Source organism: Pseudomonas sp. BMS12 (assembly GCF_001592875.1).
Taxonomy (GTDB): domain Bacteria; phylum Pseudomonadota; class Gammaproteobacteria; order Pseudomonadales; family Pseudomonadaceae; genus Aquipseudomonas.
Window position 1 is genome coordinate 18,218 of record NZ_LSOF01000001.1, and the last position, 15,559, is coordinate 33,776.

Annotated in this window: 10 protein-coding genes; 1 reads left to right on the forward strand and 9 read right to left on the reverse strand. The window is 58.6% G+C overall.

Going from position 1 to position 15,559, the window contains the following annotated elements:
* Positions 1-14: 14 nt before the first annotated feature.
* From gltB to AYB31_RS00125, 9 genes are all read right to left on the reverse strand, one after another.
* Positions 15-4,463, reverse strand: a complete 4,449-nt coding sequence (gene gltB, locus AYB31_RS00085; protein WP_068824531.1) for a glutamate synthase large subunit — start codon at positions 4,461-4,463, stop codon at positions 15-17.
* A gap of 245 nt (positions 4,464-4,708) precedes the next feature.
* A complete protein-coding gene (locus tag AYB31_RS00090; RefSeq protein WP_068824533.1) occupies positions 4,709-6,304 on the reverse strand; it encodes an AAA family ATPase in 1,596 nt (531 codons plus the stop codon).
* 9 nt (positions 6,305-6,313) lie between these two features.
* The gene (aroB, locus tag AYB31_RS00095) at positions 6,314-7,417 is read right to left on the reverse strand and encodes a 3-dehydroquinate synthase (RefSeq protein WP_068824535.1); all 1,104 of its coding nucleotides are present in this window, start codon (positions 7,415-7,417) and stop codon (positions 6,314-6,316) included.
* 50 nt (positions 7,418-7,467) lie between these two features.
* Positions 7,468-7,986, reverse strand: coding sequence for a shikimate kinase AroK (aroK, locus tag AYB31_RS00100; protein ID WP_068824623.1), 519 nt, complete (start codon positions 7,984-7,986; stop codon positions 7,468-7,470).
* Positions 7,987-7,990: 4 nt separating this feature from the next.
* Positions 7,991-10,048, reverse strand: coding sequence for a type IV pilus secretin PilQ (gene pilQ, locus AYB31_RS00105; RefSeq protein ID WP_068824537.1), 2,058 nt, complete (start codon positions 10,046-10,048; stop codon positions 7,991-7,993).
* 53 nt (positions 10,049-10,101) lie between these two features.
* Positions 10,102-10,629 carry a type 4a pilus biogenesis lipoprotein PilP gene (gene pilP, locus AYB31_RS20985; protein WP_082805162.1) on the reverse strand — a complete coding sequence of 176 codons (528 nt, stop codon included), beginning with the start codon at positions 10,627-10,629 and terminating at the stop codon, positions 10,102-10,104.
* Positions 10,626-11,249, reverse strand: a complete 624-nt coding sequence (pilO, locus tag AYB31_RS00115) for a type 4a pilus biogenesis protein PilO (RefSeq protein ID WP_068824541.1) — start codon at positions 11,247-11,249, stop codon at positions 10,626-10,628. Before pilO ends, pilP begins: the two co-directional genes overlap by 4 nt.
* Entirely contained in the window at positions 11,246-11,875 is a 630-nt protein-coding gene (locus AYB31_RS00120) for a PilN domain-containing protein (protein ID WP_068824543.1), read from the reverse strand. The genes pilO and AYB31_RS00120 overlap by 4 nt, the downstream gene beginning before the upstream one ends.
* The gene (locus AYB31_RS00125) at positions 11,875-12,939 is read right to left on the reverse strand and encodes a pilus assembly protein PilM (RefSeq protein ID WP_068824545.1); all 1,065 of its coding nucleotides are present in this window, start codon (positions 12,937-12,939) and stop codon (positions 11,875-11,877) included. Before AYB31_RS00125 ends, AYB31_RS00120 begins: the two co-directional genes overlap by 1 nt.
* Positions 12,940-13,123: 184 nt before the next feature.
* Here AYB31_RS00125 and AYB31_RS00130 point away from each other — a divergent pair, with 184 nt between their 5' ends.
* Positions 13,124-15,535: a penicillin-binding protein 1A gene (locus AYB31_RS00130; protein ID WP_442961779.1), complete on the forward strand. Its 2,412-nt coding sequence runs from the start codon at positions 13,124-13,126 to the stop codon at positions 15,533-15,535.
* Positions 15,536-15,559 lie beyond the last annotated feature (24 nt).

The following is a 15,559-nucleotide window of genomic DNA, read 5'->3' on the forward strand; positions in this document are numbered from 1 at the left end:
CACTTCAGGCGCAGTTATTGCGGATTGGCACGGGTGCTGGAGAGCAGCGAACCGAGGCTTGCGGCCTTCGGTTTGACCAGCCAGAACTTGCGCAGGTAATCCTCCAGGTTCTCCAGCAAGTGGGTACCCCAGGGGCTGGCGGTTTCCGCCACGTATTCGACCAGCACGGAACGCAGGTGGCTACGGTAGGCCTCCATCGCTTCGTTGTTGATCCGCTGGATTTCCACCAGCTCGTGGTTGACGCGGTCGACGAAGCCGTTGTCCATGTCCAGCACGTAGGCGAAGCCGCCGGTCATGCCGGAACCGAAGTTGTAGCCGGTCTTGCCCAGCACGCAGACGAAACCGCCGGTCATGTATTCACAGCAGTGGTCACCGGTACCTTCCACCACGGTGTGAGCACCGGAGTTGCGCACGGCGAAACGCTCGCCGGCAGTGCCCGCGGCGAACAGCTTGCCGCCGGTGGCGCCGTACAGACAGGTGTTGCCGACGATGGCCGACTCCTGGGTCTTGAACGGGCTGCCGGCCGGCGGGGTGATCACCAGCTTGCCACCGGTCATGCCCTTGCCGACGTAATCGTTGGCATCGCCTTCCAGGCGCAGGTGCAGGCCACCAGCGTTCCACACGCCGAAGCTCTGCCCGGCAGTGCCCTTGAAGCGGAAGGTGATCGGCGCGTCCTTCATGCCCTGGTTACCGTGGACCTTGGCGATTTCGCCGGAGACACGGGCACCGATGGAGCGGTCGCAGTTGCAGATGTCCAGTTCGTACTCGCCACCGGTCTTGCCGGCAATGGCGTCCCTGGCCAGTTCGACCATCTTCTCGGCCAGCAGGCCCTGGTCGAACGGCGGGTTCTTCTCGACTTCGCAGAACTGCGGCTTGTCGGCCGGGATGTGCTCGCTGGCCAGCAGCGGGCTCAGATCCAGGTTGCCCTGCTTGGCGGTCTCGCCCGGCAGCATTTCGAGCAGGTCGGTACGTCCGATCAGGGCGCCCAGGCTCGGCACGCCGAGCTTGGCCAGCCACTGACGGGTGTCTTCGGCGATGTAGGTGAAGTAGTTCATCACCATCTCGACGGTACCGATGAAGTGGTCCTTGCGCAGCTTGTCGTTCTGCGTGGCCACACCGGTGGCGCAGTTGTTCAGGTGGCAGATACGCAGGTACTTGCAGCCCAGCGCGACCATCGGGCCGGTGCCGAAGCCGAAGCTCTCGGCGCCGAGGATGGCGGCCTTGATCACGTCCAGGCCGGTCTTCAGACCACCATCGGTCTGTACCCGCACCTTGCCGCGCAGATCGTTGCCGCGCAGGGTCTGATGGGTTTCGGCCAGGCCGAGTTCCCACGGGCTGCCGGCGTACTTGATCGAGGTAATCGGCGAAGCGCCGGTACCACCGTCGTAGCCGGAGATAGTGATCAGGTCGGCATAGGCCTTGGCCACACCTGCGGCGATGGTGCCGACACCGGCTTCAGCCACCAGCTTGACCGACACCAGAGCAGCCGGGTTGACCTGCTTGAGGTCATAGATCAGCTGCGCAAGGTCTTCGATCGAGTAGATGTCATGGTGCGGCGGCGGCGAAATCAGGGTCACGCCCGGCACCGCGTAGCGCAGCTTGGCGATCAGACCGTTGACCTTGCCGCCCGGCAGCTGGCCGCCCTCACCGGGCTTGGCACCCTGGGCCACCTTGATCTGCAGCACTTCGGCGTTGACCAGGTATTCCGGAGTTACACCGAAACGGCCGGTCGCCACCTGTTTGATCTTCGAGCTGCGCACCGTGCCATAACGGGCCGGGTCTTCGCCGCCCTCACCGGAGTTGGAGCGCGCGCCCAGACGGTTCATTGCCTCGGCGATGGCTTCGTGGGCTTCCGGAGACAGGGCGCCGAGGGAGATACCCGCAGAGTCGAAACGCTTGAGCACTTCGCCCAGCGGCTCAACCTCGTCCAAGCTCAGCGGCTGTTCGGCCAGCTTGACCTGCAGCAGGTCGCGCAGCATCGACACCGGACGCTGGTCGACCAGTGCGGCGTACTCCTGGTACTTCTCGTAGCTGCCCTGCTGGACAGCGGCCTGCAGGGTGTTGACCACGTCCGGGTTGTAGGCGTGGTACTCGCCGCCGTAGACGAACTTGAGCAATCCACCCTGCTGGATGGCCTTGCGGTTGTTCCAGGCCTCATTGGCCAGCAGCTTCTGCTCGCTCTCGATGTCGACGAAGCGCGCACCCTGGATGCGGCTGGCGACACCACGGAAGCACAGCTCGGTGACTTCGTCGGCCAGGCCGACGGCCTCGAACAGCTGGGCGCCACGGTAGGAGGCGATGGTGGAGATGCCCATCTTCGACAGGATCTTCAGCAGGCCCTTGGAGATGCCCTTGCGGTAGTACTTGAACACCTCGTAGAGGTCGCCCAGCACTTCGCCGGTACGGATCAGGTCGCCCAGCACTTCGTAAGCCAGGAACGGATACACGGCGGACGCGCCGAAGCCGACCAGCACAGCAAAGTGGTGTGGGTCACGCGCGGTAGCGGTCTCGACCAGAATGTTGCAGTCGCAACGCAGGCCTTTCTCGGTCAGGCGATGGTGTACGGCACCGGTAGCCAGCGCAGCATGCGCCGGCAGCTTGCCCGGAGCGATGTGGCGGTCGGACAGGACCAGCAGCACCTTGCCGCTACGTACCGCTTCCTCGGCCTGATCGGCGATGTTGCGTACCGCGGCTTCCAGGCCGATGGCCGGGTCGTAGTTGAGGTCGATCACCTGACGCTCGAAGCCCGGCGTGGCCAGGTTCATCAGCGCACGCCACTTGGCCGGGGAGATCACCGGGCTGCTCAGCATCACGCGGCTGGCATGGGCTGGCGATTCCTCGAAGATATTGCGCTCGGCGCCCAGGCAGACTTCCAGGGACATGACGATGGACTCGCGCAGCGGGTCGATCGGCGGGTTAGTCACCTGGGCGAACTGCTGACGGAAGTAGTCGAACGGCGAACGCACGCGCTGCGACAGCACGGCCATCGGCGTGTCGTCGCCCATCGAGCCGACGGCTTCCTGGCCCTGCTCGGCGAGCGGACGCAGCACCTGATCACGCTCCTCGAAGGTGACCTGGAACATCTTCATGTATTGCTTGAGCTGGTCGCTGTCGTAGAACGGCGAACCGTGGTCGCGGTCTTCCAGGCTGGCCTGGATGCGCACGGCGCCCTGACGCAGCCACTGCTTGTACGGATGGCGCGACTTCAGACGGTTGTCGATGGCGTCGGTGTCCAGCACCTGGCCGGTCTCGGTGTCCACCGCGAGGATCTGGCCCGGGCCTACCCGACCCTTGGCGATCACGTCTTCCGGCTTGTAGTCCCACACGCCGATTTCCGACGCCAGGGTGATATAGCCGTTCTTGGTGGTAACCCAGCGCGCCGGGCGCAGGCCGTTACGGTCGAGCAGACACACGGCGTGGCGACCGTCGGTCAGCACCACGCCGGCCGGGCCGTCCCAAGGCTCCATGTGCATGGAGTTGTACTCGTAGAACGCGCGCAGGTCGGCGTCCATGGTCTCGACGTTCTGCCAGGCCGGCGGAATGATCATGCGCACGCCGCGGAACAGGTCGATGCCGCCGGTGACCATCAGTTCGAGCATGTTGTCCATGCTCGAGGAGTCCGAACCAACGCGGTTGACCAACGGGCCCAGCTCTTCCAGATCGGGGATCTGGTCGTTGGCGAACTTCAGGCGACGGGCCAGGGCCCAGTTGCGGTTGCCGGTGATGGTGTTGATCTCGCCGTTGTGGGCGAGGAAGCGGAACGGCTGAGCCAGCGGCCACTTCGGCAGGGTGTTGGTGGAGAAGCGCTGGTGGAACACGCAAATGGCGGTCTGCAGGCGCTCGTCACCGAGGTCCGGATAGAACTGCTGCAGATCCGCCGGCATCATCAGACCTTTGTAGATGATGGTCTTGGGCGAGAAGCTGCAGATGTAGTGATCGCTGTCGGCAGCATTGGCCACCGAGGAACGACGGCGGGCACTGAACAGCTTGATGGCGAACTGCTGGTCGTCCAGACCTTCACCACCGATGAACACCTGCTCGATGATCGGCAGGCGCTCCAGAGCCAGACGGCCAAGCACGCTGGTATCGACCGGCACCTTGCGCCAGCCGATCAGCTCCAGACCGGCGGCCAGAATTTCGCGATTCATGTTCTCGCGAGCGGCCTCGGCACGAGCCGGGTCCTGATTGAAGAACACCATACCCACGGCGTACTGCTGTGGCAGATCGCGGGCGAACTCGTCCTGGGCCACGGCGCGCAGGAACAGATCAGGCTTCTGAATCAGCAGACCGCAGCCATCGCCCGTCTTACCGTCGGCGTTGATACCGCCGCGGTGGGTCATGCAGGTCAGGGCTTCAATAGCAGTATTGAGCAAGTGATGGCTCGCCTCGCCCTGCATATGGGCGATCAGGCCGAAGCCGCAGTTATCCTTGAACTGATCAGGATGGTACAGACCTGCTTTCATAGACACTCTCACCAGGCTTGCCTCAAGGGCAAATTGCTTTCTAATTCATCGACCTAGCTGCCGACCGCGCAGGGCAACGCACCAGCTTGGCGCAGGCAAAGGGGGGACATTGTACATATCGACCCTGGCCGTCACAAATTTTCGTGACGGCCAGATGAAAACTTCTGTCGCTTACAAGAAAGGCAGCGACCGAAGGCCCGTGCTAGGACCACTCAGTCACCAAATGACAGGCAAATCACGGGCCATCAACGAGCCCGGATAGCCTCCTGCTGGATGCTGGCAAAACTGCGCGGCCAGGGCTTGCCAGCCTGCACATCAGCCGGCAGTGTCTTGATTGCCGCCTGCGCAGCGGACCGACCGGAAAACTGACCGAAGGTCACTACGTACAGCGGCTGACCCTGGTGCAACTTCTTGAAGTAGCGGTACTCGGCACCATGCTTGCCAACGAAGGCCTTGGCACTGTTTTCGGAGCGAGTCCCTAGAATCTGCAGAGCATAATTACCTGCCGGACGGCTGGCATACCAGTCGGCGCCAACCGCAGGAGCCGTCTTGGCGACAACTGGCGCCGGCTTCTCCGTCACAACAGGCTTGGGCTCGACAGCCTTGACCACTGGCACTGGCACCGAAGCCGGCGCCGGTTTCGTAACTGGCACGACCTGCACCGGAGCAGGTGTAGGCACCGGAGTACTGGCCACCGCAGGTACTACTGGCTCAGTCGCTGGCGCATCCTGCACGGGCGGCAGATCGGTCGTTGCACCCTGCTCATCCTCCATACCGGAGGCCTGGGCCAGTGGCTCGCGAATTACCGGCTGAGCCTCACCCACCAACGGCAACGGCAGGGGCTGAGCGCTACCGGAAAACTCCACCTGCGCCTGAGCGGCTGCACTTGGAGCCGAAACCTCCGGCGCCTGCGTGGCAACGACAGCGGCAGGAGGAGTGGCATCCTGAGGGATTAGCTGAATTGGCTGCTCCGTCGTCACGACCGGGGTATTCTCAGTCTTGCCCTGCATCAGCCAGGCCGCCCCCAAGGCAACAGCGACTACCGCCAATGCCAGCAGATGTTTCTTCGGCAACCCTCGACCCGCAGCGACCTGAGCGCCGCGCTCCGCCAGCATGGCCTCGACCAGCACATCGCGCGCAGCCTGATTGATCGCGCCCGGCCAGCCACCCGAAGCCTCATGGATTTCACCGACCTGGGCGTCACTGAGCAAATCCACACCCTGCCCCGCTCCATCCAGGCGTTGAGCCAGATACTCACGAGTTTCATCCTCGCTATAGGGTTGTAGCTCAATGGCGTGGAAGCGCTCTTCTCCATCAGCCAGCTGCTCGAGGCGCGCCAGCAAATCACTCTCGGCAAAAAGAAAGACATGAGGCCGTGCGTCATTAGCACCCACCGCCAAGGTGAACAGGGCATTCAACGCCGCGTCGGCCAATTGCTCGGCATCATCCACCAGCAAATAGACTTCCTGCCCCGTCAGAGCCAGCTGAGCCACTTGCGCCAGAATGCTTGGCATATCGGCTTGTTGCATGCCCAGCCCTTGAGCGACCTGACGCAGAACCCCGCCGACATCGCCCGCGCCGCGCGCCGAGACAACCACGGATTGAACCGACTGCTTATTGGTGCTGGCGACCAGCGCCTGACGCAACAGTGTCTTGCCACTACCCTCGGGACCGGTCACCACAAGCAGCAACTGGCTGTACCGCGCCAGATGGTGCAGCTGTCCCAGCACAGGCTTGCGCTGCGCCGGATAGAAACGAAAACCCGGTACCCTTGCGGCAAACGGATCATGGCTGAACTGATAGTGCGCGAGGAACGCCTCGTCGGCATGCAAACTGGTCATGGAGCTCTCTTATTGTCCAAGCTGATCCGCCAGCGCGCGATAGTCCGCACGCAGCGTGGCATTCAGGATTTCCCGCGGGAAATCATCGGTGATCACGGCCTCACCCAACTTGCGCAGCAACACCAGGCGCAGGCGACCGTCGAGCACCTTCTTATCGACAGCCATGTGCTGAAGAAAATCCTCCGGAGTCATTTCCTGCGGCGGTACCACCGGCAAACCGGCACGCAGCAGCAAGCGAATACTGCGATCACGCTCCGCGCCAGTTATCCAGCCCAGACGCATGGACATCTCCAGCGCCATGACGGTCCCGGCAGCGACAGCCTCGCCATGCAACCATGCGCCATAGCCCATATGAGTTTCGATGGCATGACCGAAGGTGTGGCCCAGGTTGAGAATGGCACGCAGCCCGGACTCGCGCTCATCCGCACCAACCACTCTGGCCTTGGCAGCGCACGAGCGCTCGATAGCCTGGATCAGCGCCTCGGGCTGCAGGGCACGCAACTGCTCGATATGTATTTCAAGCCAGCCCAGAAAGTCCGGATCACAGATCAAGCCGTATTTGATTACTTCCGCCAGCCCTGCAGACAGCTCGCGCGCCGGCAGCGTATCAAGCACCGAGGTATCGATCAGCACGGCATTCGGCTGATAGAAGGCACCAACCATGTTCTTGCCCAACGGGTGATTGATACCCGTTTTGCCGCCTACAGAGGAGTCAACCTGAGAAAGAAGCGTGGTCGGCACCTGGATGAAATCGACGCCTCGCTGATAGCAGGCCGCAGCAAAGCCAGCCATATCACCAACCACTCCACCGCCCAGCGCCACTATGGTGGTCTTGCGGTCATGCCGGGCCTGCAACAAACCGTCGAAGATCAGCTGCAGGGTTTCCCAGTTCTTGAAGCTCTCGCCGTCAGGCAGGACCACCGAAGTGATCTCGCACTCCTGTAGCGACTGCTCGACAGTCTGAAGATAAATAGGCGCAACGGTCTCGTTGGTAACAATGGCCACCTGCCGCCCAGCCAAGTGACGCTTGAGCAAGGCAGGTTGAGACAAGAGCCCCACCCCGATATAGATGGGATAACTACGCTCGCCCAGATCGACAGTAAGAGTCTGCATGAAGCCCCCGAATGGAAAGGGCCATAGGATAGCGCAGTTGAGCCCCGTCTTTAACGGGGCGGAAGAGCCTCGAGGCGCTCGATGATCTCTTGCACGACCATGCGCGGGGGGCGCTCGTCGGTTTCGATGATCACGTCGGCAATCTCGCGATACAGAGGATCCCGGATATCCATCAACCCTCGCAGCACCTTGCCAGGCTCAGCGGTCTGCAACAAAGGACGATTACGGTCACGGGAGGTACGTTCCAACTGCTGCTCAACCGAAGCATGCAGGTAGACGACCCTTCCGCCACCGCGCAATGCCCGGCGATTTTCTGCCCGCAACACCACGCCGCCGCCGGTGGCAATAACCGCGCCACTCAGTTCGCAAAGCTCCGCGACCATCAACTGCTCACGCTCACGAAAGCCTTGCTCACCCTCGACATCGAAGATCCAGGGAATATCAGCACCGGTTCGCTGCTCTATTTCCTTGTCCGAATCCTTAAACTGCAGCCTTAGCTCTTTCGCCAACAACCGCCCGATGGTGCTCTTACCCGCCCCCATCGGGCCTACAAGAATCAGGTTCTGCACAATATCAGCGACTGACTGCAATAGCCTGGTTGTTCATGATTCGCGGGGTCAGGAACACCAACAGTTCAGACTTGGAATCTTGAACTACATCACGACGGAACAAACGACCAATGAAAGGGATATCGCCCAGCAACGGCACCTTATCTACAGCCTTGGACTGGGTATTACTAAAGATACCGCCGATTACAATGGTCTCACCGTCACTAACAAGAACCTTGGCATTGACCTCATTGGTCAGAATGGAGGGGGTGCCTTGCACTTGGTTGGAGAAGTCCGCAGCATCCTTGTTGACCTTCACCTCAATAATCACCCGATTGTCCGGGGTGATCTGCGGAGTAACCTCCAGCGAAAGATTGGCCTCGGCAAACGCAGTAGAGGTGGCCCCACTGGAAGACGACTCCTGATAAGGAATTTTTGCACCCTTCAGGATCTTCGCGGTTTCCTTGTCGGAGGTAACAACCTTGGGTTGGGAAATCACCTCGCCATTACCAGTCTTCTCCATCGCGGAGAGCTCAAGATCTAGCAGCGTGTTATTGGTTATGAAACCAAGATTTAGACCTGTAGTACGCCCAGCAGCCCCCATGTCCACGAATGTCCCCGCCTGAAACTCGAGTGGATCGGTACCTTTCTCGACACTATTGGTACCACCCACGACCCAGTTGTTATCCCCCAGACCAACACCACGCCACTCCACACCGAGCTCCTTATCAAAATCGACATTGGCCTCTACGATACGAGCTTCTACCATGACCTGGCGAACTGGGATATCGAGCTGCGCTACAACCCGACGCAGCTCATCCAGACGATCCTGAGTCTGGTAGGCAATGATGCTATTAGTACGATCATCCACCGTTACAGAGCCGCGCTCTTCTCCTGCGGGAGTCTCTGCATCCGTCACAGACTGGAACAACTTGGCGATATCGGATGCCTTGGCATAGTTAATCTGAATGAGTTCACGACGCAGGGGCGCGAGCTCTGCAATCTGCTTCTTGGACTCAAGCTCCTGCCGCTCACGGGCCGCAATCTCATCCGCAGGCGCGATCAGAAGAACATTCCCCACCTGCCGCTTATCCAACCCACGTGTTTTCAGTACAAGATCAAGCGCCTGATCCCAAGGCACATTCTGCAAGCGCAAGGTAATGTTACCCTTGACGGTATCGCTGGCTACCAAGTTGAGGTCGGTGAAGTCTGCAATTAGCTGCAGAACCGAACGAACATCGATATCCTGAAAATTGAGCGATAACTTTTCACCAGTATAAGCAAACCGTTCGGACGCACGTTTTTCAACGTCATCCTGACTCAGTGGCTTTACGCTAATAGTGAGCTTGTTATCTGCTTGAAAGGCTAAGTAATCGTACTGTCCAACAGGCTCGATACTAATACTGACCTTATCCCCCTGAGTTGTCGCATTGACAAACTGAACCGGAGTCGCAAAATCCTTGACATCTAGTCGAGCACGAAGGTTTTCAGGCAACTGAGTCTTGGCAAATTCGACTCGAATTTTCCCTCCCTGCTCTTGGATATCCGGACTCATGGAGGATTCCGAAAGATCGATAACTACATTGCCTTCGCCTTCAGTTCCCCGCTGAAAGTCGATACCACGAACCGCGCGCCCAGAGACGGCATGCTTCACGGGAGCAGAGCCAGGCACCGGAGCAGAGCTCACCTGAGCGCTCGCAGTAGCTGCATCGCCAACAACAACGATGATGTTATTTCCCTCACTACGCGTACTGTAGGGAACGAGCGTCGCCAAGTTTATAATTAGCCGAGTGCGATTCTGGGCTTCTACAACTGTAACGCTACGCGCATTACCCACACCCAGCTCCCGATTCTTCTCACCCAGAGCACTAGACACGCCAGGCAAATCCAGCGCAATTCGCGCCGGTTGCTCTATGGTATAGCCGCGCGGGGAAGCCACAGGCTCATCAAATCGAAGCTTTAGTTCAACCTTGTCGCCCGGAAGAGCGGCAACATCCAACCCCTGCAAATTCGCCGCCAGCAATGCTGGCGCAAAACCAGCCAGCAGTAGGGACATGGCAAAACGAGAAAATGCATTATTCATTGAAAAATTCCGTTCAGCAGATCTGTAGTTGTTCTTCATAACCTACTCCGCCATCAAGAGCGTTCTTTAAGTGTGATACTGCGGGGACGCTCCAGCCAGCCACCCTCACCATCCGGAACTATTTCGACCACATCTATCTTGGACTCATCAACCGAAACGATTCGCCCGTGGTTACGCCCGAGATAATCCCCCTGTTTAACGCGATGAACCCCCCCAGCACCACGCACCAGACCGAACACACCTGCGTCATTTTCCAGCGTGCCGACCATTTCGAAGACTTCTATATTGAAGCCTTCCAAAAATTGCTTTACACGAGTCTCGTCTGGCTTGATGTCTTTCGAGCCCTTCTGCTGACTAGCCACATCAATCTTCACCGGCGGCTGGAAGGGACTTCTCAGCGAAGAGGCACTATATGTAAACGGCTCATACGGCTGAAACTTAGGAAGTGGTTCTATCGAACCCTTGGGACGAGCACGCACCTCGTCCATATATTGGCGAAGATCAGAAAAATCACCACTTCCAGAGCATGCGCTGAGCACAATCACAAGAGACACTAGTGTTATAACACGAGCAGCACTCATTTCTTAAGCCCCTCGTCATTGTAACGATAGGTTTTTGCCAACACCTTCATTGACAACTTTGAAACACCATCATCGCCTGCAAGCCTTATATCAAAGTCGTGCAGGGTAACTATTCGAGGCAAGCTAGCCACCGCACTTACAAAAGTGGCCAAGTCATGATAAGTACCAACCACTGAAATCTGGATTGGTAGTTCAATATAAAACTGCTGGGTTACCTCAGGCTGCAGCTTGATTTCTTCAAACTCCAGACCACTCTCCAGGCCGGTGCGAGTAATATCCTCAAGAAGCCCAGGCACCTCGGTATCACTAGGCAACTGACGTAGAAGCATTCCAAACGACTCTTCCATCTCAGTCATCTGGGCTTTATATGCCTCAAGATTAGCTGCTTGAAATGCCTTGCTCGAGAACTGTTGCTTAAGGGTGGATTCCTGGGCCTGCTGCTGCTCCAGCTGCAATTGCAGGTCCTGCAGGTAAAAATAATAACCAGCCCCCAGCCCCGCCAATAAGAGCAAAAAGCATGTAATGTATTTTACCGCAAGCGGCCAAGCACCAAGATTATTGACATCAAGCTCTGACAACTCGATCTTCTTCAGCGACTCAACAGCATCAGAAAGACTCATGACTTCTTACCTGCTTTCTTTTGACGGGCATTCTTGCCGAAAGGCTTCTTATTAGCCTGCTCCTCATCCTCATCCTCTGCACCTGGGCGAGTCTGTTTGACAGTCAACTTGAAAGTACTGGCTTGATCGACCGCGCCTGCGGTCAGTGCTTTTACTTCAGTAAGATTGGGAGCCTTCATCCAGTCCGACGCATCCAGATTCCTCATCAGACTCGACACACGATTATTGGATTCAGCAGTCCCCTCTATTGAGATTACTGCACCCTTACGATTTAGCGCTGAGAAGAAAACACCATCGGGCAACGTCCGCACCAACTGATCGAATATCCGACCAATAATAGGACGATTCCCCTGCAAATCCTGAATGATCTTCATCCTTTCCAGCAGTTGCGCGCGACGCTCCTTCAGCTCACTGATTTCCTTGATGCGCGCATCCAGTACGGCAATTTCCTTTTTGATGAAGTCATTGCGTGCGTTCTGTTGTTCGATAGCACCATCGAAATACTGGCCAGCAAGAAACACCAGACCAGCTGCAACGACCAAAGTGCCACCCATTGCAACCAAGAAGCGTTGTTTACGCTCCTCACGCAATTGTTCACGCCAAGGAAGTAAGTTGATCCGCGCCATTAGTCGAAACTCCTCATCGCCAGACCACAGGCAATCATCAATGACGGCGCATCACTGGCCAGCGCGCCGGCATTGACCTTGCCGCCCAGTGCCATGTCGGCAAATGGATTGGCCACCAGAGTAGGAGTGCCGATCTTCTGCTGGATCAGACGATCCAGATCGGGAATCGAAGCAGTACCACCTGCCAGAAGGATGTAGTCGACATCGTTGAACTGGCCGGCGGCAAAAAAGAACTGCAGCGAGCGAGAAACCTGCTGCACCACAGCTTCCTTGAAGGGCTGAAGCACTTCACTTTCATAATCGTCAGGCAGACCGCCCTGCTTCTTGGCAAGGCCAGCCTCCTCAACAGACAAACCGTAGCGGCGCTGGATCTCTTCCGTCAGTTGACGACCACCGAATAGCTGTTCGCGCGTATAGATGGTCCGCCCGTTATGCAGAACGCTCAGTGTGGTCATGGTCGCACCGATGTCGACAATGGCCACCGTCAGATCCTCGCCACCACCGCCCAGCTGAGATTCAAGAAGGCCGTACGCTCGCTCCAAAGCGTATGCCTCGACGTCGACCACCTTGGCAGTGAGCCCCGAGAGCCCAAGCGCGGCCTCACGCACCTCAACGTTCTCCTTACGGCACGCTGCCAGGAGGACTTCGACTCGCTCAGGATTTCGTGCAGACACGCCCTGAACCTCGAAGTCGATAGCAACCTCTTCCAAGGGATAAGGAATGTACTGATCGGCCTCGATCTTGAGCTGATTCTCCAGCTCATCATCATTGAGGCCAGCCTCCATCTCGATGGATTTGGTGATCACCGCAGAGCCTGCCACTGCAACGGCAACAGTCCGCACACCGGTCTTGGCCTTGGCCAAGACCCGAGAGAGCGCCTGACCAACACCTTCTAGCTCGGCGATGTTCTTCTCGACCACAGCATTTGGGGGGAGTGGCTCAACGGCGTAGGCCTCTACTTTGTAGCGGCTTCCTGAGCGACTCAATTCAAGGAGCTTGACCGAGGTCGAACTGATGTCGATCCCCAGAAGCGTGTTCGCTTTCTTATTGAAGAGCCCTAGCACGACCGATTTCCTATTGGCATCCGCGACTTACGGACTATTTATGTTTTTCCACATTAAATAACAGTCTTGACAGAAGCGCAAATGGCGACCCCGCAAAAAAACCGCTTATAATGTGAACAGTTTTCCCCTTTTCGCACTACGCAACTCTTAACTCATTCTTTTATCTGGAATTCCACAAACCTTGATGCGCCTGCTGAAGTTTCTCTGGTGGTCCCTCGTCGCCACTTTTTGTGGCTTGCTCCTCAGTTTTAGCGGAGCCTTCCTTTATCTTAGCCCCGGCCTACCTTCCGTCGAGTCGCTACGCAGCATACAGCTGCAGATTCCCCTGCGGGTGTACAGCAGCGACGGCAAGCTGATCGCCGAGTTCGGCGAGATGAGGCGCTCTCCGATCGCCTTCGCGGACATCCCCCAGGACTTTATCCACGCACTGCTAGCCGCCGAAGACGACAATTTCGCCAACCATTATGGCGTCGACTTCAGCAGCCTTATGCGCGCTGCTACGCAGTTATTGTCTAGCGGGCACATTCAGAGTGGTGGTAGCACCATCACCATGCAGGTGGCGAAGAACTTCTTCCTCACCAACGAGCGCAGCTTCTCACGCAAGATCAACGAAATCCTCCTGGCCCTGCAGATCGAACGGGAGCTGAGCAAGGACGAAATCCTCGAGCTCTATGTCAACAAGATCTACCTAGGCAATCGTGCCTACGGCATCGAGGCCGCCGCCCAGGTCTACTACGGCAAATCGATTCACGACCTCAGCCTCGGGCAGATGGCGATGATCGCCGGCCTCCCCAAGGCGCCGTCGCGCTACAACCCACTGGTCAATCCGCAGCGCAGCAAGGAGCGCCGCGACTGGATTCTCGGCCGCATGCTCAAGCTCGGAAGAATCGACCAGGCACGCTACGACGCAGCAATGGCCGAGCCAATCGACGCCCGCCATCATGTCCAACCGATCGAGCTGCATGCCCCCTATATTGCGGAAATGGCGCGCGCCGAGATGGTCGGACGCTATGGCAGCGATGCCTATACCGAAGGCTTCCGCGTCACCACTACTGTTCCCACGGACCTGCAGCAGGCCGCCAATCGCGCCCTGCATGAAGGTCTGATCGCCTACGATCAACGCCACGGTTTCCGCGGCCCGGAAACCCGCCTCCCAGGCCTGACCCGCGAGGCCTGGCTTGAAGAGCTGAGCAAATACCGCAGCATCGGCGGCCTTGAGCCCGCCATCGTCAGCCAGGTGGAGAAGAGCGGCATCATGGTGCTGCTGCGCAATGGCGAAGAGCAGCCAGTAACCTGGGATAGCATGAAATGGGCTCGCCCCTTCCTCAACACCAATAGCCTGGGCCCACGCCCCCAGCAACCGACAGATGTAGTGCAGATTGGCGACCTGATACGGGTCGAGCAAAACGATGAAGGCGCCCTGCAACTGAGCCAGATCCCAGCCGCACAGAGCGCCCTGGTGTCGCTTGACCCGCAGGACGGTGCCATCCGAGCACTGGTTGGCGGCTTCTCCTTCGAGCAGAGCAACTACAACCGAGCTGCCCAGGCCAAACGCCAACCCGGATCGAGTTTCAAACCCTTCGTTTACAGCGCGGCACTGGACAGCGGCTTCACCGCCGCCACCCTGGTCAACGACGCCCCCATCGTCTTCCAGGAAGCCGGCATGGAGGAAGCCTGGCGGCCGAAGAATGACAACAACACCTTCCTCGGCCCCATCCGTTTGCGCGAAGCGCTGTACAAGTCACGCAACCTGGTGTCGATCCGACTGTTGCAGACCATTGGCATCGACTACACCATCGACTACATCAGCGCCTTCGGTTTCAACAAGCAGGACCTGCCACGCAACCTCTCGCTGGCTCTCGGCACGGCAGGCCTGACGCCCATGGAAATTGCCACCGGCTGGAGCGCCTTCGCCAATGGCGGGCGCAAGATCCAACCCTACCTGATCCAACGCATAGACAGCCGCGAAGGCAAACCGCTGTTCATTGCCAACCCGCCACGCACACCGGAGCGAGCCAAGCAGGTTGAAGAACAGAGCACAGCCCTGCAGGACGAGGTGCCCAATGCGGAGCTGCCACAACCAGTACTGGCCGAACAGATCATCGACGAGCGCACCGCCTACATCATGACCAGCATGCTGCAGGACGTTATCAAGCGCGGTACCGGCCGGCGCGCGCTAGCCATGGGCCGTAGTGACCTGGCCGGCAAGACCGGCACCACCAACGAGTCCAAGGACAGCTGGTTCTCCGGTTACAACGCCGACTACATGACCAGTGTCTGGGTGGGCTTCGACCAGCCCGAGAGCCTCGGTCGCCATGAGTATGGTGGCACCGTGGCGCTGCCGATCTGGATGAGCTACATGGGCGCGGCACTCAAGGATAAACCCGAGCATCTGCCACCTGAACCGGCCGGCATGCTCAGCCTGCGCGTGGACCCGGTCAGCGGCCGTGCCGCCTCGCCAGACTCACCCAATGCCTACTTCGAGCTGTTCAAGAGCGAGGATTCGCCACCGCCAATGAGCGAACTCGAACCCGGCCTGGGCATCCCCGGCAGCCCATTGCCAGCCGACGAGATGGCGCCGATCGACCTGTTCTGACCGGTAAATCCCAGCCAATAAAAA